Source organism: Peribacillus sp. N1, assembly GCF_054600815.1.
Window position 1 is genome coordinate 216,395 of the sequence record NZ_BAAHZO010000001.1, and the last position, 23,940, is coordinate 240,334.

The 23,940-nt window shown below is 38.5% G+C and carries 24 protein-coding genes and 2 pseudogenes; 16 read left to right on the forward strand and 10 right to left on the reverse strand.

Going from position 1 to position 23,940, the window contains the following annotated elements:
• Positions 1-78: 78 nt before the first annotated feature.
• The 3 genes from treP to treR all read left to right on the forward strand — a co-directional run bounded on the left by treP (position 79) and on the right by treR (position 4,027).
• Positions 79-1,530: a PTS system trehalose-specific EIIBC component gene (treP, locus tag ACYP5M_RS01010; RefSeq protein WP_101221630.1), complete on the forward strand. Its 1,452-nt coding sequence runs from the start codon at positions 79-81 to the stop codon at positions 1,528-1,530.
• Between the two features lie 81 nt (positions 1,531-1,611).
• Positions 1,612-3,282 carry an alpha,alpha-phosphotrehalase gene (gene treC / locus ACYP5M_RS01015; RefSeq protein ID WP_452444826.1) on the forward strand — a complete coding sequence of 557 codons (1,671 nt, stop codon included), beginning with the start codon at positions 1,612-1,614 and terminating at the stop codon, positions 3,280-3,282.
• 31 nt (positions 3,283-3,313) lie between these two features.
• Entirely contained in the window at positions 3,314-4,027 is a 714-nt protein-coding gene (gene treR / locus ACYP5M_RS01020; RefSeq protein WP_402942096.1) for a trehalose operon repressor, read from the forward strand.
• A 117-nt stretch (positions 4,028-4,144) separates the two neighbouring features.
• On the opposite strand, the gene ACYP5M_RS01025 is transcribed toward treR, so the two are convergent.
• The 3 genes from ACYP5M_RS01025 to ACYP5M_RS01035 all read right to left on the reverse strand — a co-directional run bounded on the left by ACYP5M_RS01025 (position 4,145) and on the right by ACYP5M_RS01035 (position 6,097).
• A complete protein-coding gene (locus ACYP5M_RS01025) occupies positions 4,145-4,492 on the reverse strand; it encodes a DMT family transporter (protein WP_452444827.1) in 348 nt (115 codons plus the stop codon).
• A 25-nt stretch (positions 4,493-4,517) separates the two neighbouring features.
• Positions 4,518-4,847, reverse strand: coding sequence for a DMT family transporter (locus tag ACYP5M_RS01030; protein ID WP_101221634.1), 330 nt, complete (start codon positions 4,845-4,847; stop codon positions 4,518-4,520).
• Between the two features lie 758 nt (positions 4,848-5,605).
• Positions 5,606-6,097: a DEAD/DEAH box helicase family protein gene (locus tag ACYP5M_RS01035; protein ID WP_452444828.1), complete on the reverse strand. Its 492-nt coding sequence runs from the start codon at positions 6,095-6,097 to the stop codon at positions 5,606-5,608.
• Between the two features lie 252 nt (positions 6,098-6,349).
• Here ACYP5M_RS01035 and ACYP5M_RS01040 point away from each other — a divergent pair, with 252 nt between their 5' ends.
• Entirely contained in the window at positions 6,350-6,811 is a 462-nt protein-coding gene (locus ACYP5M_RS01040) for a GNAT family N-acetyltransferase (protein ID WP_452444829.1), read from the forward strand.
• A 71-nt stretch (positions 6,812-6,882) separates the two neighbouring features.
• On the opposite strand, the gene ACYP5M_RS01045 is transcribed toward ACYP5M_RS01040, so the two are convergent.
• The gene (locus ACYP5M_RS01045; RefSeq protein WP_434169264.1) at positions 6,883-7,185 is read right to left on the reverse strand and encodes a CotD family spore coat protein; all 303 of its coding nucleotides are present in this window, start codon (positions 7,183-7,185) and stop codon (positions 6,883-6,885) included.
• Between the two features lie 131 nt (positions 7,186-7,316).
• Positions 7,317-8,237, reverse strand: coding sequence for an aminoglycoside phosphotransferase family protein (locus ACYP5M_RS01050; protein WP_459734502.1), 921 nt, complete (start codon positions 8,235-8,237; stop codon positions 7,317-7,319).
• Positions 8,238-8,381: 144 nt separating this feature from the next.
• Between ACYP5M_RS01050 and ACYP5M_RS01055 the strand changes: the two genes are divergently transcribed.
• Together ACYP5M_RS01055 and ACYP5M_RS01060 are read left to right on the forward strand one after the other, a co-directional pair.
• A complete protein-coding gene (locus ACYP5M_RS01055; RefSeq protein WP_452444831.1) occupies positions 8,382-9,146 on the forward strand; it encodes an alpha/beta fold hydrolase in 765 nt (254 codons plus the stop codon).
• A 312-nt stretch (positions 9,147-9,458) separates the two neighbouring features.
• A complete protein-coding gene (locus ACYP5M_RS01060; protein ID WP_452444832.1) occupies positions 9,459-10,148 on the forward strand; it encodes an N-acetylmuramoyl-L-alanine amidase family protein in 690 nt (229 codons plus the stop codon).
• 1,021 nt (positions 10,149-11,169) lie between these two features.
• On the opposite strand, the gene ACYP5M_RS01065 is transcribed toward ACYP5M_RS01060, so the two are convergent.
• Entirely contained in the window at positions 11,170-11,808 is a 639-nt protein-coding gene (locus tag ACYP5M_RS01065; protein WP_459734503.1) for a LexA family protein, read from the reverse strand.
• A 134-nt stretch (positions 11,809-11,942) separates the two neighbouring features.
• Between ACYP5M_RS01065 and ACYP5M_RS01070 the strand changes: the two genes are divergently transcribed.
• Together ACYP5M_RS01070 and ACYP5M_RS01075 are read left to right on the forward strand one after the other, a co-directional pair.
• Complete coding sequence (locus ACYP5M_RS01070; RefSeq protein ID WP_101221641.1) at positions 11,943-12,167, forward strand: helix-turn-helix transcriptional regulator; 225 nt, start codon at positions 11,943-11,945, stop codon at positions 12,165-12,167.
• A gap of 771 nt (positions 12,168-12,938) precedes the next feature.
• Positions 12,939-14,471: an esterase/lipase family protein gene (locus ACYP5M_RS01075; protein ID WP_459734889.1), complete on the forward strand. Its 1,533-nt coding sequence runs from the start codon at positions 12,939-12,941 to the stop codon at positions 14,469-14,471.
• 380 nt (positions 14,472-14,851) lie between these two features.
• Here ACYP5M_RS01075 and ACYP5M_RS01080 read toward each other — a convergent pair whose 3' ends face one another.
• Positions 14,852-15,139 (reverse strand): hypothetical protein, encoded by a 288-nt coding sequence (locus tag ACYP5M_RS01080; protein WP_101221642.1) that lies wholly within the window; start codon positions 15,137-15,139, stop codon positions 14,852-14,854.
• A 364-nt stretch (positions 15,140-15,503) separates the two neighbouring features.
• Here ACYP5M_RS01080 and ACYP5M_RS01085 point away from each other — a divergent pair, with 364 nt between their 5' ends.
• Positions 15,504-16,118, forward strand: a complete 615-nt coding sequence (locus ACYP5M_RS01085) for a glucosaminidase domain-containing protein (protein WP_459734504.1) — start codon at positions 15,504-15,506, stop codon at positions 16,116-16,118.
• Between the two features lie 205 nt (positions 16,119-16,323).
• On the opposite strand, the gene lexA is transcribed toward ACYP5M_RS01085, so the two are convergent.
• The gene (lexA, locus tag ACYP5M_RS01090) at positions 16,324-16,947 is read right to left on the reverse strand and encodes a transcriptional repressor LexA (RefSeq protein WP_101221643.1); all 624 of its coding nucleotides are present in this window, start codon (positions 16,945-16,947) and stop codon (positions 16,324-16,326) included.
• 155 nt (positions 16,948-17,102) lie between these two features.
• On the opposite strand from lexA, the gene yneA reads away from it, so the two are divergent.
• The 6 genes from yneA to ACYP5M_RS01120 all read left to right on the forward strand — a co-directional run bounded on the left by yneA (position 17,103) and on the right by ACYP5M_RS01120 (position 21,661).
• Positions 17,103-17,414 (forward strand): cell division suppressor protein YneA, encoded by a 312-nt coding sequence (gene yneA, locus ACYP5M_RS01095; protein ID WP_434169269.1) that lies wholly within the window; start codon positions 17,103-17,105, stop codon positions 17,412-17,414.
• Between the two features lie 19 nt (positions 17,415-17,433).
• Positions 17,434-18,090 (forward strand): YneB family resolvase-like protein, encoded by a 657-nt coding sequence (locus ACYP5M_RS01100; protein ID WP_101221645.1) that lies wholly within the window; start codon positions 17,434-17,436, stop codon positions 18,088-18,090.
• Positions 18,091-18,155: 65 nt separating this feature from the next.
• Positions 18,156-18,389, forward strand: coding sequence for a DUF896 domain-containing protein (locus ACYP5M_RS01105; RefSeq protein WP_137020072.1), 234 nt, complete (start codon positions 18,156-18,158; stop codon positions 18,387-18,389).
• Between the two features lie 231 nt (positions 18,390-18,620).
• Positions 18,621-20,624: a transketolase gene (tkt, locus tag ACYP5M_RS01110; protein ID WP_260357268.1), complete on the forward strand. Its 2,004-nt coding sequence runs from the start codon at positions 18,621-18,623 to the stop codon at positions 20,622-20,624.
• A gap of 296 nt (positions 20,625-20,920) precedes the next feature.
• The gene (sirA, locus tag ACYP5M_RS01115; RefSeq protein ID WP_101221647.1) at positions 20,921-21,361 is read left to right on the forward strand and encodes a sporulation inhibitor of replication protein SirA; all 441 of its coding nucleotides are present in this window, start codon (positions 20,921-20,923) and stop codon (positions 21,359-21,361) included.
• A gap of 84 nt (positions 21,362-21,445) precedes the next feature.
• Complete coding sequence (locus tag ACYP5M_RS01120; RefSeq protein WP_034312934.1) at positions 21,446-21,661, forward strand: YneF family protein; 216 nt, start codon at positions 21,446-21,448, stop codon at positions 21,659-21,661.
• A 323-nt stretch (positions 21,662-21,984) separates the two neighbouring features.
• Here the strand turns inward: ACYP5M_RS01120 and ACYP5M_RS01125 are convergent.
• Together ACYP5M_RS01125 and ACYP5M_RS01130 are read right to left on the reverse strand one after the other, a co-directional pair.
• Positions 21,985-23,122, reverse strand: a pseudogene (locus ACYP5M_RS01125) (zinc-dependent alcohol dehydrogenase).
• A 13-nt stretch (positions 23,123-23,135) separates the two neighbouring features.
• Positions 23,136-23,474, reverse strand: coding sequence for a spore coat protein (locus tag ACYP5M_RS01130; RefSeq protein WP_459734505.1), 339 nt, complete (start codon positions 23,472-23,474; stop codon positions 23,136-23,138).
• On the opposite strand from ACYP5M_RS01130, the pseudogene ACYP5M_RS01135 reads away from it, so the two are divergent.
• Positions 23,474-23,781 (forward strand): annotated as a pseudogene (locus ACYP5M_RS01135) (spore coat protein). The gene ACYP5M_RS01130 and the pseudogene ACYP5M_RS01135 sit on opposite strands and share 1 nt — an antisense overlap.
• Positions 23,782-23,940 lie beyond the last annotated feature (159 nt).

Below are 23,940 nucleotides of genomic sequence, written 5' to 3' on the forward strand. Positions count from 1 at the left end.
TGAAAGCGTATACAGAACCTATACGTACAGGTTATAAAAACAACTATATTTTGCTTTCTAGGGAAAGGAAGTAGTGAAATGGGTAAATACACAGAACCAGCAACGGATTTGCTCCAACATGTCGGAGGGAAAGAAAATATTGCGACGGTTACGCATTGTGCGACAAGAATGCGTTTTGCGTTGAAAGATCCCGCCAAGGCGGATGTAACGAATATCGAATCGATTAAGCTTGTGAAAGGAACGTTTACACAAGCTGGCCAGTTCCAGGTCATAATCGGGAACGAAGTATCATCGTTTTATAATGAATTCGTTTCCATAGCTGGACTTCAGGAAGCGTCAAAAGAAGATGTGAAAAATGCAGCAAAACAGAATATGAGCTGGCTGCAGCGTATGATTGCACATCTTGCGGATATTTTCACCCCGCTAATTCCTGCCATAGTCGTTGGCGGACTCATTCTTGGTTTCCGCAATATTATTGGGGATATAAAAATGTTCGATGACAGCACAAAGACCCTTGTGGATATTTCACAATTTTGGGCAGGGGTACACGCCTTCCTTTGGCTGATAGGTGAAGCTATTTTTCATTTTCTTCCTGTTGGGATTACATGGTCGATCTCGAAGAAAATGGGCACGACTCAAATTCTCGGCATCGTCCTTGGTTTGACCCTGGTTTCCCCACAGCTTCTTAATGCATATGCAGTGGCAAACACAAAGGCAAGTGACATACCTTTTTGGGATTTCGGTTTTGCCCAAGTCGATATGATCGGCTACCAGGCACAAGTCATCCCAGCGATACTTGCAGGGTTCGTCTTGGCGTATTTAGAACGGTTCTTGAGAGATAAAGTGCATAATTCCATTTCCATGATCGTCGTTCCATTTTTTGCTTTACTTCCAACTGTAATCATTGCCCATACCATTCTGGGGCCAATAGGCTGGAAAATCGGTTCTGTAATTTCTACGGTTGTATATTCCGGATTGACTTCATCAGTTGGCTGGCTGTTTGCTGCCGTTTTCGGCTTTGCCTATGCACCGCTTGTCATCACAGGCCTGCATCATATGACCAACGCAATCGATCTTCAGCTTATGAGTGAACTTGGCGGTACGAACCTATGGCCAATGATCGCATTATCCAATATTGCACAAGGTACGGCAGTGCTAGCAATGATTTACATCAACAGAAAAGACCAGGAGGAAAGACAGGTTTCCATACCCGCCACGATTTCATGTTATCTCGGTGTAACCGAGCCAGCCATGTTCGGCATTAACCTGAAATACGGCTTTCCGTTCTTAGCGGGTATGATCGGTTCACTTTTCGCAGGCATCGTTTCAGTCGGATCTGGCGTAATGGCAAATTCCATCGGTGTTGGAGGGATTCCAGGTATCCTATCCATCCAGCCGCAGCATATGGGAATGTTTGCACTTGCGATGCTGGTTGCATTCGTTGTTCCATTCATTTTGACTATAGCATTCTCCAAGCGACCTAATATGAACTTGAAAACAAGAACGAAAACAACGAAATTAAATGCTTAATAACGCGGAGGGAGAGCATTCTCCCTCTTTTTTTACCATACTGGCAAAAGATACATCAGGGATAGCAGGGGAGGAATTACAATGAAGGATTTTAAAAATAGTACGATCTATCAAATTTATCCGAAGTCATTTAAGGACTCGAACGGTGACGGCATCGGGGACATAAATGGTGTTATAGAAAAACTTGATTATTTGAGTATACTGGGAGTGGATTATATTTGGCTGACCCCTTTTTATCGTTCACCTCAAAATGATAATGGATATGATGTAGCTGATTATACATCCATTGATCCTGTTTTTGGGACGATGGATGATTTCGAAAGATTGGTGAAGGAGGCTAATTCGCGGGATATCCAAATCATGTTGGATATGGTATTCAACCATACATCAACAGAGCATGAATGGTTCCAAAAAGCATTGGCTGGAGAGAAAGAATATAAGGACTATTATATTTTCAAGAAATCGAAAAATGGAGAGCCCCCTACGAATTGGATTTCGAAATTCGGAGGACCTGCATGGGAATATGTAGCGGAACATGATGAATACTACCTCCATTTGTTCGATCGGACACAAGCTGACCTTAATTGGGAAAATCCCAGAGTGAGGGAGGAAATCTTCAATGTAGTAAACTTCTGGCTGGATAAAGGTGTCAAAGGATTCCGTTTGGATGTCATCAATCTTATTTCGAAACCTGACATCTATGAAAATGACAAAGATGGAGATGGACGATGCTTTTATACAGACGGTCCCAAGATTCATCAATTCCTAAAAGAGATGAATGAAGAAACTTTCGGGAAAGATGAAGAGGTGATGACTGTAGGGGAAATGTCATCGACGACCATTGACCATTGCATCAAATATTCATCTCCAGTTGAAAAGGAGCTGTCAATGGTATTCAGTTTCCATCATCTAAAGGTGGATTATAAGGATGGGGAAAAGTGGTCACTTGCAGATTTTGACTTCAGTCAGTTAAAGGAAATCCTAAGCAGCTGGCAATATGGGATGCAAGAAGGAAATGGATGGAATGCCCTGTTCTGGTGTAACCATGACCAGCCGAGGATCGTATCCAGGTTTGGGAATGATCAAGAGTATCACAAGGAATCGGCCAAGATGCTGGCAACAGCCATTCATATGCTTAGGGGAACCCCTTATATTTATCAAGGGGAGGAAATAGGGATGACCAACCCGAAATTCAATGATATTGGACAATATCGGGACGTGGAATCGATTAATTATTACAATATTTTAAAAGAGGCAGGCAAGGAAGAAAAGGAAATAATCGAAATCCTTCAAGCTAAATCCCGTGATAACTCGAGAACTCCCATGCAGTGGGGAAATGCGGAACATGCAGGCTTTACAAAAGGGACTCCATGGATTGCAGTGCCTGATAATGCCAAAATCATCAATGCTGAACACGCACTTATGGATCAGGATTCCATTTTTCATCATTACCAAAAACTTATATTCTTACGCAAGAAACATGATATCATTGCATATGGGGAGTATCAGGAAATTCTTGGCGACCATGACCAATTGTACGCTTATGTACGCAATTATGAAGACGAGAAACTTTTGGTCGTCAATAACTTTTATGCAAAAGAAACGGTCTTCGAAATTCCAAAGGATATAGACCTATCCGGATACAACTCAGAGCTCCTTCTCTCAAACTATATCGATTCGAAAGAACTTGCAGGTGATTTTATCCTTCGTCCCTATGAATCGGTGGTCTATTTGTTGAAAAAGGACGAGTAACAGACTAAGAAAAATATATTGTGGTGATGAAATGAACAGCAAATACCTATCGCTATATGGTGATATCGTTTCAAAAATTGAAGAAGGAACCTTTCCGACAAATTCAAAGCTTCCTTCCGAAAGCAGCTTCATGGAGGAGTATGACATATCCAGGGATACTGTGAGAAAATCCTTACAGTTGCTTGAACAAAATGGATATATCCATAAAATCAAAGGCAAGGGTTCCTTTGTCTTGGATTTTAGCAAATTTAATTTTCCTGTAGCAGGGTTGATTTCCTATAAAGAAATGGTGGAAAAGTTGAATTTGCATTCCAAAACGATCATCCACAAGTTGGAGCTTGAGACCCCCGACTCAAAAATGGCCAAGCTTCTAGACTTAACTGATGATGGTGAAATATGGAAGGTGTTCCGGGTACGCCAAATCAATGGGAAGAAAATCATACTGGACAAAGACTATTTCAAAAGCGAATTCGTAACTAACCTGACCAAGGAAATTTGTGAGGATTCTATTTATGGATATATCGAAAAGGATCTCGGGCTCCAGATTGGTTTTTCCAACAAGGAAATTACCGTGGAGCCATGCAGTGAGGAAGATAAACAATTATTGGACATTGAAGACTTCGATATGGTGGCAGTTGTGAAAAGTACGGTCCATTTAATCGATGGAAGCTTGTTTCAATATAGCGAATCCAGGCATAGACCCGATAAATTCAAGTTCACTGACTTTGCACGAAGGACTTGGTGAAGGTTAAGGAAGAAATGAAGGACTGACTCTTGAAAGTTCAGTCCCATTCAAAATGAGAACCCCGCCGTTGAAGATATTTTTATTTTTGAACGAGCGGGGAGAGGAGGAGAGTCAAACTTAGTTTGTCTCTCCTTCCGCTTGTTTAGTGGTATGGGAAGCATTTAGTAAAATCACTCCGCCAATGATTAATACTAAACCGCCTAATGTAGTGATACTAAATGGCTCATTCCATAATAGTACGCCAATCATTGCCGTTAAAGCTGTGCCTATTCCTGACCAAATGGCATAGGCTAAGCTTAACGGAATTGTTTTAAGACATAAAGATAAGCTATAAAATGCAATGCTAAACCCAATTATAACTCCAAATGAAGCGAATAAATGTGTAAAGCCTTCAGACAACTTAAGCATGGTCGTACCAAATACTTCACTAATGATTGATATTCCTAAGGCTATGTATCCGTTCATATTATTACCTCCGATTACTAAATTGTTAAGAAGTGCCTCCACTAGAGAGTTTCAAAACAACAACTCCTCCAATGATCAGGACTAAACCTAAAAATTTTTTCACGTTAAAGCTTTCTTTATAAACGATAACTCCCACTAAAGCAGTTAAAGCAGTGCCTATTCCCGACCAAATGGCATAAGCCGTTCCAAGCGGTATGGTTATTAATGATAATGACAGGCAATAAAAAGCCAAACCCATTCCAATTACCACACCAATGGAAGGGAATAACCTTTTAAACCCGTTTGATACTTTTAACATCGAACTGCCAAACACTTCACTTAGGATGGCTATTGCCAAAAACGCATAAGGATTCAAGATGAACTCCTCCTAAATATTGATCTATTTTCGACCACTTCCCCCAAGAATCTTATCATCTAAAGGACTCATATTAAACTAAAACCACCTATAGTCAGTTTCATATTTTCTGTCTTTGCAATTCACGCTCAATATTCATCTTAAAGTGATACAATAAGCCGCTTCTTCGAACCTGGTAGCAACATATAAGAAGGGTGAACAGGGATTTCTAGGAATTTTGTCGAATTATTCCTTTAACGATTATATTACTTAAGAAATAGGGAAACGGTAGAATATGAAATTAATTAATAGTTATTCGGATAAATTTACTTTTACACTGTGGGAAGAGCCTCTGTAAGTATATTATTTATTTTAAAATATACCTCGATAGAATAAATTGATGATGTAGCTACACTTAGAATCCGTATTTCATCTCTATTAGCAACAACTTTAATAGGATTAGGGCTCCAATTCTGCGGAGAATAGATCACGTTCACAACAATTTAGGTATCCCACTTTAGTGCATACTCTATACAAAGCTAGTTAATTTATTCAGATGTTACCGGGATGTAAAAAGGGATTTTCTATAGGAAGATCCCTTTTTACTACTTCTTCAACTAACGACCCTTAAATCAAAAGCTAAACAAAAAGGCTTTGGTTATACCGGTACGTTTATTTGGCTAAGAAAGCCAGCAGCAGACAAGAGTGGATTTCGGAATAAACGTACGTATTTCATCAGAAAGGTCCATATCTGCATTTATAAGAAGATTTTCCTTTATTTAGGCAAGCTTCTCCATTATCCATTGTTTAATTAACTTAGCGACTTGGGGCGGGGAAGTGGTAGAAGTGTCTATAGTAGGTATTGGTGGAACTGATGTTTTGGCTTCTTGAACTAACTTCTCAGATAGTTCATTCATATAATTAATGCTGTCAGCCGTCCATTTGCCACGAGCCGATAATCGTTGTGTACGCGCTTCACCGTTACAATAAAGATGTAGGTAATGAACTGGATCAAATAAAGGGAAATGGTCGCAAATTTCAACATTATAGGGATCGGGTACATTGCCGAATAATACGGAATTACGTCCGGAATAAGCACTATAATAGGCAACCTTCAACCAATTATCACATGCTGTTTGATAATCGTCATTGTTAACGATAAGATCCATATCAAATACATTGAAATCCACCATGATTTTCTGCAATTCCAGTGAAGTTGCTGATTTACCTGAGCCACTAATGCCAGTCACAATAAAAAGAGGGTAAGTCATGATCATCACCTTCCAGTATATTAAGGAAATAGGTTACTAATATCATAATGATATTTTCCACTTTATTTATTAGTATGTTCAAACTGTTAATTCGCATCTTTTTTTTACCCAGTATGAAAAAAGAACTTTGCCTGCCTCTCTAGAAATGTGATTCTTCTTTAAGGCTATTGACTGGCCTATATAAAAAATGTACTTTGAATATGAACATTACTGGTATATGGAAATTCACAGGATATAGTCAGGGGGATAATTATGTATGTTAGTCAAACCAGGGATCATGAAGTAATTGCAAAACTAAATAGAAATGTCCACGATCTGCATGCAAAACTATATCCTAAGTATTTTAAGGAATATAATTATAGTGCAATGAAGGAATCTTTCAAAAGTTTGGTTGGAAATAACAGTTTTGTTTTTCTCGTTTTAAAAGAACATGAAGAACCGATCGGTTACGTATGGATTGAAATTAAAAAATATCCAGAAAGTGCTTTTAAAAATGCGTATAAATCAGTTTATGTGCATCAGCTTAGTATCGTTGAAAATCAAACCAAAAAAGGTTACGGTAAAATACTAATGAATGAGGTCTATGAAATTGCCAAAAAGAATGATATAGATTTAATTGAACTGGATTATTGGTTTGAAAACAAAGCTGCAAAAGAGTTTTATCAAAAACAACACTTTAAAAAGTATAGGGAGTTTGCATTTAGACAGTTGTAAATCCTTTGACACTCATTATTCAAAGGATGGAGGAAGGAATTAATAAAAACCCCGAATTGGGGTTTTTTTAATTAATATCTTACCAGTCTCCTTGAAAAACTAGGGGGTTGAGGAACTCCACAAATAAAGCTTTGGGAATAACACTCTTTCACGATACTTCGGGTATGCGGTATATATGTGTTGAAGTGTTTATTCACCGTAGTTGTATGTGTCGGGTGAAAAACCGGAATCACCGTGTTGATGACATTGGTTTTTACATATTGCTTTGCTGGGGAGATTTGAGGTGGATTATACTGTGTAGGCATTCTGTGAGGTGGGCAATATTGTCGTGGGCATTGACCGCCTTTCAGATGCCCCCAGGGCTTATTATACATTTAAACACCTCCTGGATTTTTTTTTGAAAGTCATTATTAGTTTATGAAAATAAATGATAAAGGGACTAGTATAAATGCCTTTATCAAAAATATCCTGGGCATATCAGATTTTTCACTCATTTTAAAAAGCATTAATTTAAACGAATTCGGTTAATCGCTTGACGAACAAATGACTTGTGTCTTTTTCGCCAGTTATTTTCCTTGCTCTTTTCCAAGCCCCATTCAGGAAATGTAGATAACCGTAATGAGGCAAATAATTGCCAGTAGGGTAAGTTTGTAAAATTCACCTCAGGCATCAGGGTTTTATATTGATTGGTGAAGTCATTCATCGCTTGCATTCCAAAATGATAAAAGATTTCGAGTTGACTATTGGCAAGGTCAATCAAAGGGTCCCCTAAGCCTGAATCTTCCCAATCAATTATGGAAACTAGTTTACCCTCTATCCATAATAGATTTCCTGGCCAATAATCACCATGAAGGATCACTTCCTTATTAATGGATGGTAAAGGGGTGAAATATTTTAACAAATCCCTAATCAATCTCATATTTAATGTTTCGTCCAGGATTACCCTATCGTTATTATTTAACATTTCGATATATGTATTTTCTAATTTAGGCAGGAATGATAAAGATAGATTTGCACAATCAACACGATGGATTTTTGCTAGATTTATTGCCGATTGTAAGATATGATCATTGAGATTTGAGGGTGTGAATTCTGACTTCCCCTCAATAAACTCGATAAGTATGCATGGCTTGGAAAAAATCTCGCAAGATTGCTCTAGGTAATATGGCATCGGTACAGGCAAACCTGCAGCTTTCAATATCCCTAGGAGCTTGTGTTCATCAGCTGCAACATTTGGATTCCGTTTTAGGTCAGGATCACCATGCTGACGAACGATCATTTTCATGAGCCGCCCTGAAGGATGTAATACTTCAAGGCCTGTAACCTGTGCAGAAATTCCGCCTTTTAATTCCCATGCGCGAATTAGCTTGCTTCCTTGATCAAACTTTTGAACCAATTGTTCAAACTTACCATATTCATTCATCATACAACTCTCCTTTAAAAAATTTTAGCTATAGGATAAGTTCCCAGATAACTTTCGTAATTAAAGCATTATGTTAGAACTTCAATAAATGAAACCAAAGCTCGTTACACACGTAGAGTAATCTAAACAAAGTGAGGTGCGCTGATATTGAAAATAGAAAAATATAAAGTGGAAACACCAAAAGGGACGTTACAATATAATATTAGTGGAAAAGGCAAACCAAATATTGTTTTGATTAATGGTGGTTCTGGACCGATAGAGGGCTGGATGAAAATACTACCGGTAATTTCTGAAACATCATCTGTATTTTCCTATAATCGCTTTGGTGTTGCTGGCAGCGATAAACCTAAGGAAAGCCAAGACGGGGAAAGTATTGTTAACACTTTACGTGAGGCATTAACAACGGTGGGGTTTGAACCTCCATACTTATTGGTCGGACATTCGCTAGGCGGCCTATATGCTAATTTATATGCCCGACTTTACCCAAATGAAGTGGGGGGACTAGTTTTTTTAGAATCCAGTACAACGAAAGATATAAGCCTTAATGAATACCAAGGCAAGGCCGTAAAAACCATTAATAGGATGTTCAAGGTGTTTGATTCCTTATCCTCGCATAAACAATTCAATGAAGTTAATTTTGTAAAAAAAACTGTGGATCAAATCCAGCAAACTGATACATTTCCCGAAATACCTGTATTTGTCATTACTGGTGGACAAGAAAATCGAATGATGCCAGAGGAAATTCGAAAAAAACGACTTAAGAATCAATTGGAATTGCTTTCATTGTCAAGAAACAGCAATCACATTGTCGCAAAAAAAAGTGGGCATTTTCCGCAATTATCAGAACCAACTATAGTGATTGACTCAATCAAAGATTGTGCAGAACAATTAAATAAAACAAACCATAACTAAATAAATACAAGCATTTTGTTAGATTTTTTGTTAATAATGTTGACTTTTTTTATCTCTCTATCTCCTTCTATCACTTTATTTGTAGACGCCCAATAATTACTGATAGAAAAGTATAAAAATGGAAGAAGGCTTTAAAAAATTCTGCGTCCATTTGGCGAATGTTATCGTATAATGCCATAACACCCTTAGGGTGTATTTTTTTTGGAACTGTGGCCGAGAGATGAATTCTTTATTTTGAAATTTCTTTAATCAGATAGTTATGTGTACAAGCATTTATTGATACGTAACATAAGATTAATAGAGGTGATAGAAATGGTAAAAGTATTTATTGATCCCGGCCACGGCGGTACGGATCCAGGCTCGGTGGGGAATGGATTGAGAGAAAAGGATTTAACTTTATCCATTGCAACTCGAATTAAAGACATCTTATTAATAGAATATAATAACGTTTCTGTAAAAATGAGCAGATACCAAGATACGTACCCCTCTTTAAACGATAGGACGAATGCAGCGAACGCGTGGGGAGCCGACTTTTATCTCTCCATCCACATCAATGCCGGCGGCGGCACTGGGTATGAGGATTACGTTTATACGTCTACTAATCAGATTACGAAAACGTATCAAGATCATATTCATTCAGAGGTCTTGAAGCTTATCAACATCCAAGACAGAGGACAAAAAACAGGAGATTTACATGTGCTCCGTGAAACGGACATGCCTGCACTACTGACTGAAAATGGATTTATCGATAATGTCAATGACGCAGCCAAATTGAAAACGGCAGCCTTTATCGAATCACTGGCTCGCGGGCATGTAAACGGTTTAGTTAAATGCTTCGATCTTAAAAAGAAAAATACAGCTGTATACCACACAGTCGTTAATGGTGACACCGTATACTCCTTAAGCATGGCTTATGGCAGTACGGTTCAGCAAATTAAACATTGGAACGCTCTTGACAGTCAGTACACTATTACAGTAAACCAGAAATTGCGGGTTAAATGAATAATTAATAGTTGCCTGGTTAAATTATTTTTAACTTCCAGAAGCACACCACACAGGAAGCCTTTCTCAAAAAGAGTTTGTCTACAGTTTTTAAGGATTAGTACAATTTGAACGTTGATTTCCACTACAGGCACTCGTTTTCCGCGGGCGGTCCGGAAGCCTCCTCGACGCCTTTGCGCCTGGCGGGGTTTTCTTGGACACGCATTTCCCTCAGGCGTCTCGCCACCCGCTCCAATCAACTTTGTTTTAACTTTTAGAGAGAACCTCTTTTGTCTACAAACTCAGCCCTTCTCAAAAAGAGAGGGGCTTTTCCTCGTTCAGGAATATGCGTGTAATAAAATAGTCGTGTACATTCTACTGTCCTAAATGAGTACTTAGATAATAGCGGAAGAAGTGAAAGGGAAAAATAAATAAATTTGCACAGAGGGCTAAAGTGGAATTGAATATATACTCGCATTTTCCAAGAAAAAAGCCTCTGACGGGATTCGAACCCGCACTCCTTTCGTAAGCATAGGCTAGGGGAGAACACGCTTCCCTACGGATTTTCACCGGCAGGAATTCCGCCTGCCTCAGCTATTTGCTTTTCGGTGCTTCTGAAACCCTTACCTTGCGACCCGGTGGCTACAAATGTTTTCCGGCGCTCTTCCCTTCTAGAGCTACAGAGGCAAATGCTTATCATCCTATTATAAGATTCCCATATGAGGTTGTGAACCGAATAATAAAAATATGATAATTTGATTGCCTAATACAGACAATTATATTCATTCTGCATGAAAGGGAAATCTGAAATAAAAGCCCTAGGAAGCTTAGAGTTCCAAAAACATTCACTCAATGAAATAAGTAATCTGGGGAAAACGGATATGCCTTTGTATATAGGCTGACACAAATTTTAATTATCTTTTGCAAAGACATATATAAAGAACAATACTAATAAGCACAAACCATGATGGCTTGTACCTAATATGTATCGGTCAACAAAGAGAACTTAATTAATACTCCATAAAGAAACTCTAAGTCGATATTAATCGTATATTTTAATGGCTTGAACCACTTTTCCTAAAATTCGAACTCTATCATTTTTGATGTTATAGGTTTTTTCTTCATAAAAAGGATCCGTGCTGCAGGGAGTGAGTGTGATATTTTCTTCATCGATATTCACTTTTTTGACAGTGGCATCGTGACCATTTACCAAGACCACTCCAATTTTTCCTTTATCAACGTAGGTTGTTTTTTCAACGAGAATCAATGATCCGTCACTGAATTCTTTGTTCATGCTATTGCCATTCACTCTAAGGAAAAAATATTCTTTATTCGTTTTTAGCATCGAATTTAATGTCGGCATATAGGCTTCTATATATTCATTGGTAAAATTAGGATCTCCAGCAGGGATATTGCCATATACTCCAATTAATCTTACATTCTTTTCATTTAGAAATTCCATTCCTGGAGCATTTCTAACGTTAGGTGCTCCTTCGATGAGGTGGGATAGCGGTATTTCAAAGCATGAGGACATCATGCCCAATTTATCCATTAAAGGTTTATTCCGTCCGGATTCCCATGCTGATACTGCCGTTGGTGCCACCTTTAATATATTTGCCAAATCTTCTTGTGTCATTTTTCTTTCTTTTCTTAACATTTTAATCCGTTCACCAATGTGCATATTTCTTCACCTCTTACTTGAATATACACCATGAGTGAAGGTGAGTAAACTTAAAGTGCGTGAATTTTGCGAAAAATTGTTGGTAACTATACTTCAAGTGTGATATCATTTTTTTAGATAGGTGGTGACAAGATATGACAAACGTTAAGTTCACACTTAAACAAGCGAGGAAGTATAAAGGTTTAACACAGGAAGAAATGGCTAAAGTGCTGAAGATGGCCAAAAGGACTTACATTGACTATGAGCAATATAAGATTCCTTTGCGAATCGATAAGGCTTATTTGTTTGCTGAATGTGTAGGGTTCTCGATCGACGATATTATTTTTTTTGATCCCCACCTACACTTCAAATGTAGTTAAAGGATCAAGACAATCAATCATTTATTCACCAAAGTAACCGTTCCTGGGGCAAAATTTAAGTAATGATCGAAACAGGGTGAAAAAATGGGAAAGGAAAATCAGATAATTAAATTATACAATTGGAAGAGCGAGCATAGCCCTGATATTATTTATCCAGTTCTCATTGTGAAATACGCGTATGTGGCGTTTAGGGGAGGGCTTTAAGGAGTTAATAATCCAAATACACGATTGATACTGAGATCCCTATGAATGACAGCCAATTGCTGTGAAAGAATTTTTTCAACAATTTACTTAATGTATTGGATGGACTTCAAAACAACATGAATAGGAGCAATTGGACAGTGGCAAATTCGAAGAATAATATTTGGATGCTCAAAAATAAAGTCAAGCCCTACATCCTTTGCAGGAGAAGGGCTTATTCTCTTTTTTCGTGAACATACAGCATTCGATATATGGATTTCCTCTATAAGGATAATTTCATAATTGGAAAATGACTGTATACATAAACGAATTGAAGGCAAACCATCATACTATATCTCCATTTTTTATGAACTTTTTCTAGTTTTTTTCTCCTATCTTTATGAAGATAGCAGGTAATGGTATGCAAAAGTACAAATATATACTAATGAAGGCTATCAAAGGCATGGAAGGAGGGCGTTGAAAATAGGATGAGTTCGAAAGAATTCCACATGATATTGGAGGAGATAACAATTGAAAAGGAATGTAATCAATTATATCGTTTTTCTTGTCCTCATTCTAACCATATTAATTATGGCCAAGCCAGATATTTCCTCAGCAGGAAAATTAAATCCCCCATCCGAAACTTTCAGTCCAGGGGATTGGTTTCTTGGAAGTATTCCTCCCAATCTTGATACAAAGAAACCACCGATCGTGTTTGTTCAAGGGAAAAACGGCAGTTCAACCAGCTGGTACGGTGAAACGGATTATCATGGTGTCAATGATATGTATACCAAAGCGTATGAAGCAGGCTACCAAACTGTTTTTGTTCAGCTTCATGATTCAGCTGGAAATGGATCAGTGAGCCAATATGCTAATGGAAGGCTTTTAGCTCAAATGCTTGCAGAAATCAGTAACCATTTCGGGGGTGAAAAAGTAAATATTATAGCTCACAGCAAAGGGGGCCCAGATACCCAAGCGGCTCTAGTGCACTATGGAGCACACCAGTATGTTGGAAGGGTGATCACTTTAGCTTCCCCCCATCATGGTTCTCACCTAGCTGATTTGGCCTATAGCTGGTATGCGGGCTGGCTTGGTTCCCTATTAGGTCAAAAAGATGAGGGAACTTATTCTTTACAAGTTGGTAAAATGGCTGAATTTCGTTCGGTCACGGATAACCATGTTAATTCTCGTAAAAACATGTATTTCACTGTGGCAGGCATGAACAGAGGCCCGGTTCTATCAGCCTTATCAATGGGTGGACAATATTTATCTTCATATGGGGAAAATGATGGTCTAGTGAATGTATGGAGTACAAAAATACCCTATGCAACACATTTATTTTCAGATCCCAACTTTGATCACGACAATATACGAGTCGGCTCAGCTGTATTTTCAAGAATTGAACCATATTTAAGAAGCACCTCCACCGCTGGAATCCATGAATATAATGTCAATTATAAAGAACGGGTTGAAGATGATGTCATTACCACCGCACTCGCTCAAACCGTTCTGGGTGATGTCCTGAAACAAAATGTCTGGATCGAACTAAGCTTCCATGTAAATGAATCAGCCCCAGGCAATATAAACATATATACAGCATCAAATGATGTCGAGGTTGAAATGATTTCTCCATCCAATAAAAAGTATTCACCTTCCTTAATGGTTCATTCAGCCAAAAACGAAACTTCCTTTTTTAATGGTGCAACCGTCCAATCATTCAATAGAAACAACCTTGAAATTGGTGATTGGAAAGTGCGTATGAAGACTAAATCGCCAAAAGACGCCTACCTGTTCACAGCACAATTTAACGAAAAGAATCCCATTACATTAAGTATGGCTGGTAAAGTTAAGCAAAAAGATGCGAAATTTTTAATAAAGAACCCAATGCATGATAAAAAAAGGCCAATCAGCACAACATTTTTGGTTCATCTAATAGATGAAACAGGTAATGAAATTAGTGAAAAAAGCTCAATTAAGGCAATGGATACAGAAAATTTTACTGGCACACTTCCGGAAGTACCTAAGTCAGGGGTTTATAATGTAACAATAGATGTCAAGGAAAAAAATGTGGATGGTACTGAAAGAACCCGGACACTGATTCGTTCGGTCTATATTGAGAAATAGTGAAATGCATTCTCTTCTTTGAGAGGGTATCAGACTGTAGACAAATTCGAAGTTTGCCTCCAATCTTTTCTTGAAAAATAGATCCTGTTGAATACAGAAATCCGCTCCCTTTCCGCCGATCCTACCAAGCCGCCTCGGCAGGAGTGTAAAAAACATAATAACCCACTTTTCCCGACAAAAAAATCCCTTCTCTTAATTGAAAAGGGTTTTTTGATGTAATGTGGTGCTAACATGGGTGGTTTGTTTTAGCCAAAGGATTCAGCCAGTTTGTAATTACTAATACAGCGATTAAATTAATGGTGTTCGATGGGAAATAAAGCTAGTAAGGTCATCTAGCAATAAAAAGATTGATGAATTTCAGCTAGGCAACAAGAATAGATTTAATCCGTCTTTTTGTAGGATTCTCTATAAGACAAAATACCAGTTTTGAGTGCAGCATAATTGCCTATGCTTGCATAGCCATAAAACCAGCCCATGAAAATTCCTGAAACCAAGTGATGACGATGACTGATGAAAATGGAAATGAACAAGCCAAGACCCAAAGCGATGGTAGGGACGAATTTTGGATGAATATGAAACATGACCTTAATAAGTTGAGTAAGAATCATGATGGTAGGAATGGCTATCACTGCATCCCAGAAGTTTGTATGGACGGTTGGGTAGTCCATGATTTCACCACCTTGAAATGAAGTTTTTAAAAATAGTTTTTGTTTTTCATCAAGGTTTTATACAAAAATAAATAATTACAAATTTAAAATTAACGAACAAGTTTTGAAGATTTTCAGTGTTCAATAGGAAAAGCCGTCAATCCATTTAATTAAATGGATTGACGGCTTTTCCTGTTTGGTAGGGAAATGGATAAATAATACTCGAAGCAGGCAACTCTAGGTAAGAAATCTATAATAAAAACAATTAGCCAAACATCAGAACCTTTTGTATGGGACTGGCCGTAACCTTTTTAATAGATGAGAATACGATAAGAATGAAGATGAACAGTGAAAAATAAAGTAAAACCATTGATGGGAGGTTCTAATGAGCAAGGAAACATTTATTAAGGAAATTGCTCCCTATGCCCAGAAAATTCAACAGGAATTTAAAATATTACCTTCTGTTGTCATTGCACAAGCTTGTTTGGAGAGTGGATATGGGACAAGTTTATTAGCAAGCAAAGGAAAAAATATATTCGGTACAAAAGGTGACTTCAAGGGTGAGTCTGTCATCATTCAGACAATGGAATATGTCAATGGCGTACCCGTTCAAGTATGGAACAAATTCAGAAAATACCCATCTTGGGAAGAAAGTCTTAGAGATCTTGCCAATTTATATGCAAAGGGGACTTCATGGAATAGAAGTCTTTATACGGCTGTCATTGGAGAAAAAGATTACAGAAAAGCACTCAAAGCAATTTTCGATGCTGGGTACGCCTCGGATCCCAACTATATTGAAAAACTGGTGAACCTTATCGAAACAAGCGATTTAACAAAATATGATGCAAGTATAGAAGAGGTTTATCATATTGTCCAAAAAGGGGATACCGTCTCTGCGCTTGCAAAAGCATACGGTTCTACACAAGTGCAGATTCAACAGTGGAACGGCTTGGTAGATCTTAACCTAATTAAAGTGAACCAAAGATTACGAGTGAAGTGAATTTTAACTGGGAGCGGTAGTTAAAGCTCTCTTTTTTATTGTAATCAGAGTGTTACCAAAGTACATATTAGGCGATCGTATACTTCCGTTCGTAATTAAGGATGTTTAAATTCCCATGAAAACTTGATTCTATTAAAATTCCATATGCATATTGAGAGAATTCGGGACATAGATTAAACAAACAAAAAAAGCGCGGTTAGCGCTTTTAGTGTATTTGTCTATATAAGCCTATTACTTTTCCAAGTATCGAAACATCTCGTAAAATAATTGGTTCCATATTCGAGTTCTCAGGCTGAAGCCTTATGTAATCCGGTTCCTTAAAGAATCGTTTTACAGTGGCTTCATCATCTTCCGTCATGGCCACGACGATATCTCCATTATTGGCATTGCTTTGTTGTTTCACGATGACATAATCCCCATCATGAATTCCTGCTTCGATCATACTTTCACCCATGATTTCCAGCATGAATACATGGTCATCATGTGGAACCATGCTTTCGGGAAGCGGAAAGTATTCTTCTATGTTCTCAATGGCCGTTATCGGCATTCCCGCTGTTACTTTTCCAAGTAACGGCACGTTCACGACATTGACTTTGGGAATATTGTTCGCTTCCTCCAAATTCATTATTTCAATGGCCCTTGGCTTGGTTGGGTCACGTCTAATCAGGCCTTTGCTTTCCAGGCGTGATAAATGCCCGTGTACTGTTGAACTTGAAGCAAGTCCCACTGCTTCACCAATCTCCCGTACGGAAGGTGGATACCCTTTTTGGCGAACTTCTTCTTTAATGAAATCAAGAATATCTTGCTGCCTTTTTGATAGTTTAGTCATATGTGCACCTCTTCCCCAATGTTCTTTGCTACATTATAGCATGGCCCCCAATTCTATACAAACATAAGTTCGAATTTTGTTGTTGACTGAAACAAACGTTCGTATTATAATTTGACCATAAAACACGAACGAACATTCGCTTTGGAGGGATATTTATGAAAAAATTATACAAAAATTATATTTATACGATTCTATTAGCGGGATCAGTATTCATCTTTTCAATTTTATTCTCTTGTACATTGAACAATGATCCAAAAAAGGATTTCCTTTCTATAGAAGTAAGTGAAGGTGATACCCTATGGGGAATCGCCGAAGAATACGAAGAAGCAAATTTGACAAAAAAAGAATTCATTGGTTGGATAGAAGAGCATAATGGTGTCAGGGCGGATACAATTAAACCTGGTCAAGTCATCGTCATACCGGTTAAAGGGGAAGAACTTGTCCAGAATTTGGCCAGTGAGCAGTAAGCAGTGAAGGTAGGGTATTATGAAGGCGGTAATCTATTGTAGGGTCAGCACAGAAAAAGAGTCACAGGAAACATCATTGGCAAGGCAGGAAGATGAGTTAGTCAAATTGGCAGAAAAGATGGATGTTGAAGTTATATCCATAATAAAAGAGCAGGCAAGTGGTTATGAGTTGAATCGGGATGGCATTTTTGACATGCTCGAACTATTTAAAACTAAAGAAGCTGAAGTACTATTAATCCAGGATGAAACAAGGCTGGGAAGAGGGAATGCCAAAATAGCCCTTTTCCATGTCATCCTTAAAGAAAATGTTAAAATTTATACACTCTCACATGACGGGGAGCTTGAGTTATCGGATTCGGATGCCATGGTCATCCAGATAGTCGGTATTGTAGAAGAATACCAAAGGAAACTACATAATCTTAAAATAAAGCGCGGGATGATAAGAGCCGTTGAAAAAGGATACCGTCCTCAAAAAAACCTTCAGAATCAAAGGAATTCCACTGGAAGGGACCGTATGGAAATCCCTATTGAAGAAATTATTAAACTTCGGGCCAATGGATTGACATTCGCAGAAATCGCAGCCACTTTAAGGGGCTTTGGATACAATGTTTCAAAGGCTACTGTGAACAGGCGTTTTCTCGAACATCAACTGAATACAAATGAAAGTAAATCTTAGAACTTGTAATTTCGCTTTTTTTTTAATACCATGACAATATCCGGAGATTATGAAGGAGCGAAATTATGTTATCAAAAGAAAAAATAGCCCGTATTAATGAACTTTCTAAAAAGGCGAAGGCTGAAGGTTTGACGGAAGTTGAGGCGAAAGAGCAAACCCAATTGAGAAGTGAGTATTTGGAAACATTCAGAAAGTCCATGACTGATACGTTGGAGCATGTGAAGGTCGTTGATCCAGAAGGTAATGACGTCACTCCTCAAAAGATAAAAAATATAAAAGAAAAAAGAAACTTACATTAATGCTTGGATCCTTCTGATAAAACATTCCGCTTGAGTATCCTGTTAGCATTTAGGAGTAAAAAGGGAGTGCATGCATGTATGTATTCTCCTATTTAGTTTAATCTAAATAGGGGACTTCTGTTATTATAGAAAATTGCAATATTGAGGCAGTAAATAGTGATTTTAGTTGTGATATTATGCTTGTCACTATAATATAAAGAGGTACATTACAGGAAGGGATGTTTTTACAATATGTTAGATAAATTAGATGCACTTTCTATCAATACGATTCGTACATTATCAATTGATGCAATTGAAAAGGCTAATTCCGGCCATCCAGGTATGCCAATGGGTGCTGCGCCGATGGCGTATAAACTATGGACCGAATATATGAACCATAACCCGAAAAATCCCGATTGGTTTAATAGAGATCGCTTTGTTCTTTCAGCTGGACATGGTTCTATGCTGTTATACAGCCTTCTTCATTTATCGGGCTATGGCTTATCTATCGATGATTTGAAAAGCTTCCGTCAATGGGGCAGTAAAACTCCAGGACATCCTGAATACGGTCATACGGCTGGTGTTGATGCAACTACCGGGCCGCTTGGACAAGGTATCGCAATGGCAGTAGGAATGGCAATGGCTGAACGTCACTTGGCAGAAAGCTATAACCGCGATTCTTATAATGTGGTCGATCATTATACATATGGCATTTGTGGAGATGGAGATTTAATGGAAGGTGTTTCTGCAGAAGCCGCTTCATTAGCTGGACATCTACAACTCGGAAGACTCGTTGTTTTATATGATTCTAATGATATTTCTCTTGACGGCGACTTAAGCCAATCATTTAGTGAAAGCGTAGCAGACCGGTTCAAATCTTATGGATGGCAATATATCCGCGTTGAGGATGGGAATGATCTTCAGGAAATTGCTAAAGCGATTGAAGAAGCGAAAACCGACGATGCACGCCCAACATTAATCGAAGTGAAAACGGTTATTGGTTACGGTTCACCAAACCGTTCAGGTAAATCTGCTGTTCACGGCGCTCCGCTTGGTGCAGATGAGCTGAAATTGACAAAAGAAGCATATAAATGGACATTTGAAGAGGACTTCCATGTTCCGGAAGAAGTGTATTCACACTTTAATGAATCTGTTGTTAATGCAGGCGCTCAAAAAGAAGAAGCTTGGAATGAATTGTTCAAAAATTACAAAGAAGCACATCCTGAGTTAGCACAGCAATTGGAGTTGGCCATCAAAGGTGAACTGCCTGCTGATTGGGATCAGGAAATTCCGGTCTATGAAGAAGGTAAAACATTAGCTTCCCGTGCTTCAAGTGGGGAAGTGCTAAATGCTATTGCCAAAAGGGTCCCTAGCTTCATTGGGGGTTCTGCGGATTTAGCCGGATCTAATAATACTGCCATCAAAGGTGAGACTGATCTATTACCTGGTAATTACAGTGGCCGTAATATATGGTTCGGTGTACGTGAATTCGCTATGGGTGCGGCTTTAAATGGAATGGCACTTCATGGTGGATTAAAAGTATACGGAGGAACATTCTTCGTATTCTCTGATTATCTACGTCCAGCCATAAGAATGGCAGCACTAATGGGACTGCCTGTAAACTATGTATTCACTCATGACAGCATTGCTGTAGGAGAAGACGGACCGACACATGAGCCAATCGAACAATTGGCATCATTGCGTGCAATGCCTAACCTAGGGGTAATCCGTCCAGCTGATGGCAATGAAACGGCAGCAGCCTGGAAAGTGGCTATGGAGTCTACAAATAAACCAACTGCCCTTGTACTGACTCGTCAAGGATTGCCAACAATTAAAGATACTTCCGAAACTGCGTATGAAGGTGTTTCAAAAGGAGCTTACATCATCTCTGCTTCTAAGAAAGAAGTAGCCGATGCATTACTTCTTGCGACTGGTTCCGAAGTGAACTTGGCTGTGGAAGCACAGAAAGCTTTGGCGAACGAAGGAATTGATGTTTCTGTTATCAGCATGCCATCATGGGATCGATTTGAAACTCAATCTAAAGAATATAAACAAAGCGTAATCAATCCGGCAGTGAAAAAACGTCTAGCTATCGAAGTGGCTTCACCGTTTGGTTGGGATCGTTATGCAGGTGATGAGGGTGAAATATTGGCCATCAATCATTTTGGAGCTTCTGCACCAGGCGGTAAGATCATGGAGGAATTCGGTTTTACTGTAGAAAATGTAGTTGCTCGTGTTAAGGAAATGCTTAACTAATAGTAATGGAGAACTGACACCAACTAGTTTGGTGTCAGTTTTTTTATCAAAAACAATCCTGATTTATATTGTGTGCTTCCATTCTAAGGGAAATCTTCCATTCGACAAAAAAAGAAGAAAATTTCTCCAGCAAACAACATATCTTTTTAGTTTGTCAATATATAATGAGAATAAATAAATTTCGTTTAAATGTGTCAGTTAAAGGGGAAAGTTATTAATAGTGGAAAATAGTGGAGAATGTCCTGGTGGTTAGTTATTTTCGTGACCAAAATAGGAAAGCTAGGAGGCATTGGCTGATGAGAACCTATCAAATTTATTTAATCGAAGATGAATTTGCCCATCATTATTATGGAAGAGAAAGGCTATTTTTCAATTTGTTTTTGGAGTATATTCAAGCAAAGGGCAGACTGAAGAGTATTTTGCAAAAACAAATCGAATATGTCACCAAAACAGTCCCGATTATCCAGTTGCAGTTAGCCATTGAACAACGTTTGCAAAAAAAGATGAATTATTGGACTCAAAATGGAAAATACTATTTAGAAAAAACAAACGGATCAAGTAAGGCCGTTTTAATCATTCAGCATGATTCCATTATTCTAAAAGCTGAAGGAGACTATGAAGCGGAGACCGCTTTCTTTGAAAGTATTCGAAAATATGAAGCGAGCTTTCTGGCCATTGATTTTGAACATGAAAAATACGGTTGGTTAAAACCGATAAAAGAAAGAAAATTTGTCTAAATGGGGGACTTTTCAGTAGCGGGTATTGTATAATAACCTTTGGTCTAGTACACTGATGTTAGACAACACGAAGGAGGAAATAGTATGTGGGTTTACATTCTAGTTGGCGTACTGGCATTGATTGCTGGAGTAGTGCTGGGATTTTTCATCGCTCGTAAATACATGATGGATTACTTAAAGAAAAATCCGCCAATTAACGAACAGATGCTGAAAATGATGATGATGCAAATGGGTATGAAACCATCCCAAAAGAAAATTAATCAAATGATGAGCGCCATGAATAAACAACAAACAAAATAAGATAGCAATTATAAGATAAGCAAATCATAACTACCGTGAAGAGTGAATCTTTCATCATAAATTTTCCTTGTTTTTGCTTTATCTTTCGTTACTAATCCGAAACTTCTTTCTCTGGTGGAAACTAAATCAGAGAGAGGGGTTTTTTGTGTTGTAAGGAGATAAGCAAGAGGGCAATCATGGGATTGAAAGGTTTCATATAGAGGGAATCTAGTTCATGTGACTTTCAAACTACTACACAGGATTCATCAAATTCAGAAACTTACTATAATTCATGTATCGTTTCTGAATTTGAATGCCTGGCCATTCAATTTTTTATATAATACTTACGATTTTAACACCACTTTAATGCATCCGTCTGTCCTTGTATCGAATACTTGGTAACCATGTTTAGCTTGATCCAATGGTAGTACGTGGGTTACGACATCGCCAGGATCAACTTTTCCTTCAGATATTAGATTATAGAGATATGGCATATAAGGGATAACGCGAGCTTTTCCGGTCTTGAAATCCACGTTTCTTTGAAATATATATCCTAGCGGAAAGCCATTATAACGCCCTCCGTAAGCACCAGTTATTTGAATGGTTCCTGCTTTACGGACCGCTTGTGAGGCGATTACAATACCACCCATTGCACCGCCATGAAGCTTAAGCCCCGTTGCAAGATATTCCATGGGAGTCATTTTACCACTCATGCCTGAACAGTCAATTACTAATATCGGCTCCGCCTTTAGTTATGTCTTTGAGATAATCCCCTACGTTTTCATATTGTTCGAAATTTACGATTTCGACTTTATTTGTCCTTTTTGCATGTTCCAGACGATAGTTGAGATGATCGACGGCAATGACCCTTTTCGCTCCTTTGAACCAAGCGAATTTTTGTACGAGTAATCCAACGGGACCGCAGCCTAAGACGATTACAGTATCACCTGGTTTTACTCCTGCATGATCAACGCTCCAAAATGCGGTTGAAGCTGCATCGGCGAGTAATATCAATTTTTCATCTTCAATCTCACAGTCTTCTGGAATCTTAAAAGGAGTGAAATTCCCATAAGGGACCCGCATATATTCTGCTTGTCCTCCAGCATACCCGCCAGTTGTTTCTGAATATCCAAAAAACCCGCCCATTTCCCCATGTGGATTCGAGTTATCGCACTGACTTGTAAGGTCGTTGTCGCAATACCAGCAGCTTCCGCAGCTAACGTTAAAGGGGATGATTACACGATCTCCCTTTTTCAATTTATTTACACCAGGACCAACTTCCTCGACAACACCCATTGGCTCATGGCCAATAACATAATCGGTTGGCATATTGGGAATCATTTGATGAATCAAGTGCAAATCCGAACCGCAAATGGCCGAAGCAGTAATTTTTACGATGATATCATCAGAATTTTTGATTTGGGGGTCTTTAACCTCTTTGACCTGCACGTTTTTATTGCCCTGGTAAGTTACGGCTCTCATTAAACTACCTCCTCTATTTTCTCGGCGTTGCGAACATTCCGAGTCTATCAGTATCGTTAGGGAACAGCTTCATCCCAGCGATGCTGACTGCCATATCAGCTGATTTCAGATCCAATTCAACTTGCTTTCCAACATCATTTGGATAGAACCAGCCTTTACTTATCATTAAATCGGTTATTTCTGCATGTAAATCAATGGATTGCTCCATTTGCCGGTATAATGCTTGTCGCAATCCTGGACTCGCTGTTTCTGACAAAGCGATACCATACGTATGAATACCGCTTTTGACCGTCAGTAGGAAATCCAGGGCAAAAGAGGAGAAATCCTGGTAAACCAAGGCGAGGGAAGACAATGACTAACTTTTTGCAAAATATGGCGGGGATGGGTGGTATGACCGATCAGGTTATTGCTACTGACTTTCTGAATGCTGCCAAATCTGGAATAAGAAATACGGCTTTCTCGCCATAACAGAAACAGCTTCCCCTGAATTGAGGGCTGCATTACGGGAACAGCTGAGGTCTGCTGTGGAAACACATGGGCTAATAAGTGATTACACGGTTTCAAAAGGTTATTATCATCCTCAGGATATAATTGAGCAATCGAAAGTGAATCTAAAAGCGGCTAGTATTAGTACGGCTTTGAATCTTTCTCAACGATGATATTATCGGTTTGTAAAATTAGCTGAATGAAATTCCCTCAATCCTTTGTGTATAGGAGGGAATTTCATAGCAATCATAAAGTAATCAACAAAGTTGAGAACTCTGTTGAGTTTTTTGAGTTGACTTTACCAACTGTAAACATTAAAATTACAGTAATCT

What these genes read in the sequence shown, in the direction of transcription:
- ACYP5M_RS01100 (WP_101221645.1), top strand. Translation starts at nt 17,434, where the DNA reads ATGAAGGCGGTAATCTATTGTAGGGTCAGCACAGAAAAAGAGTCACAG.
- ACYP5M_RS01080 (WP_101221642.1), bottom strand. Translation starts at nt 15,139, where the DNA reads ATGGACTACCCAACCGTCCATACAAACTTCTGGGATGCAGTGATAGCC.
- ACYP5M_RS01120 (WP_034312934.1), top strand. Translation starts at nt 21,446, where the DNA reads ATGTGGGTTTACATTCTAGTTGGCGTACTGGCATTGATTGCTGGAGTA.
- ACYP5M_RS01040 (WP_452444829.1), top strand. Translation starts at nt 6,350, where the DNA reads ATGTATGTTAGTCAAACCAGGGATCATGAAGTAATTGCAAAACTAAAT.
- lexA (WP_101221643.1), bottom strand. Translation starts at nt 16,947, where the DNA reads ATGACTAAACTATCAAAAAGGCAGCAAGATATTCTTGATTTCATTAAA.
- sirA (WP_101221647.1), top strand. Translation starts at nt 20,921, where the DNA reads ATGAGAACCTATCAAATTTATTTAATCGAAGATGAATTTGCCCATCAT.
- tkt (WP_260357268.1), top strand. Translation starts at nt 18,621, where the DNA reads ATGTTAGATAAATTAGATGCACTTTCTATCAATACGATTCGTACATTA.
- ACYP5M_RS01035 (WP_452444828.1), bottom strand. Translation starts at nt 6,097, where the DNA reads ATGACTTACCCTCTTTTTATTGTGACTGGCATTAGTGGCTCAGGTAAA.
- yneA (WP_434169269.1), top strand. Translation starts at nt 17,103, where the DNA reads ATGAAAAAATTATACAAAAATTATATTTATACGATTCTATTAGCGGGA.
- treP (WP_101221630.1), top strand. Translation starts at nt 79, where the DNA reads ATGGGTAAATACACAGAACCAGCAACGGATTTGCTCCAACATGTCGGA.
- ACYP5M_RS01060 (WP_452444832.1), top strand. Translation starts at nt 9,459, where the DNA reads ATGGTAAAAGTATTTATTGATCCCGGCCACGGCGGTACGGATCCAGGC.
- ACYP5M_RS01105 (WP_137020072.1), top strand. Translation starts at nt 18,156, where the DNA reads ATGTTATCAAAAGAAAAAATAGCCCGTATTAATGAACTTTCTAAAAAG.
- treR (WP_402942096.1), top strand. Translation starts at nt 3,314, where the DNA reads ATGAACAGCAAATACCTATCGCTATATGGTGATATCGTTTCAAAAATT.
- ACYP5M_RS01065 (WP_459734503.1), bottom strand. Translation starts at nt 11,808, where the DNA reads ATGCACATTGGTGAACGGATTAAAATGTTAAGAAAAGAAAGAAAAATG.
- ACYP5M_RS01085 (WP_459734504.1), top strand. Translation starts at nt 15,504, where the DNA reads ATGAGCAAGGAAACATTTATTAAGGAAATTGCTCCCTATGCCCAGAAA.
- treC (WP_452444826.1), top strand. Translation starts at nt 1,612, where the DNA reads ATGAAGGATTTTAAAAATAGTACGATCTATCAAATTTATCCGAAGTCA.
- ACYP5M_RS01025 (WP_452444827.1), bottom strand. Translation starts at nt 4,492, where the DNA reads ATGAACGGATACATAGCCTTAGGAATATCAATCATTAGTGAAGTATTT.
- ACYP5M_RS01075 (WP_459734889.1), top strand. Translation starts at nt 12,939, where the DNA reads ATGGCCAAGCCAGATATTTCCTCAGCAGGAAAATTAAATCCCCCATCC.
- ACYP5M_RS01045 (WP_434169264.1), bottom strand. Translation starts at nt 7,185, where the DNA reads ATGTATAATAAGCCCTGGGGGCATCTGAAAGGCGGTCAATGCCCACGA.
- ACYP5M_RS01070 (WP_101221641.1), top strand. Translation starts at nt 11,943, where the DNA reads ATGACAAACGTTAAGTTCACACTTAAACAAGCGAGGAAGTATAAAGGT.
- ACYP5M_RS01050 (WP_459734502.1), bottom strand. Translation starts at nt 8,237, where the DNA reads ATGATGAATGAATATGGTAAGTTTGAACAATTGGTTCAAAAGTTTGAT.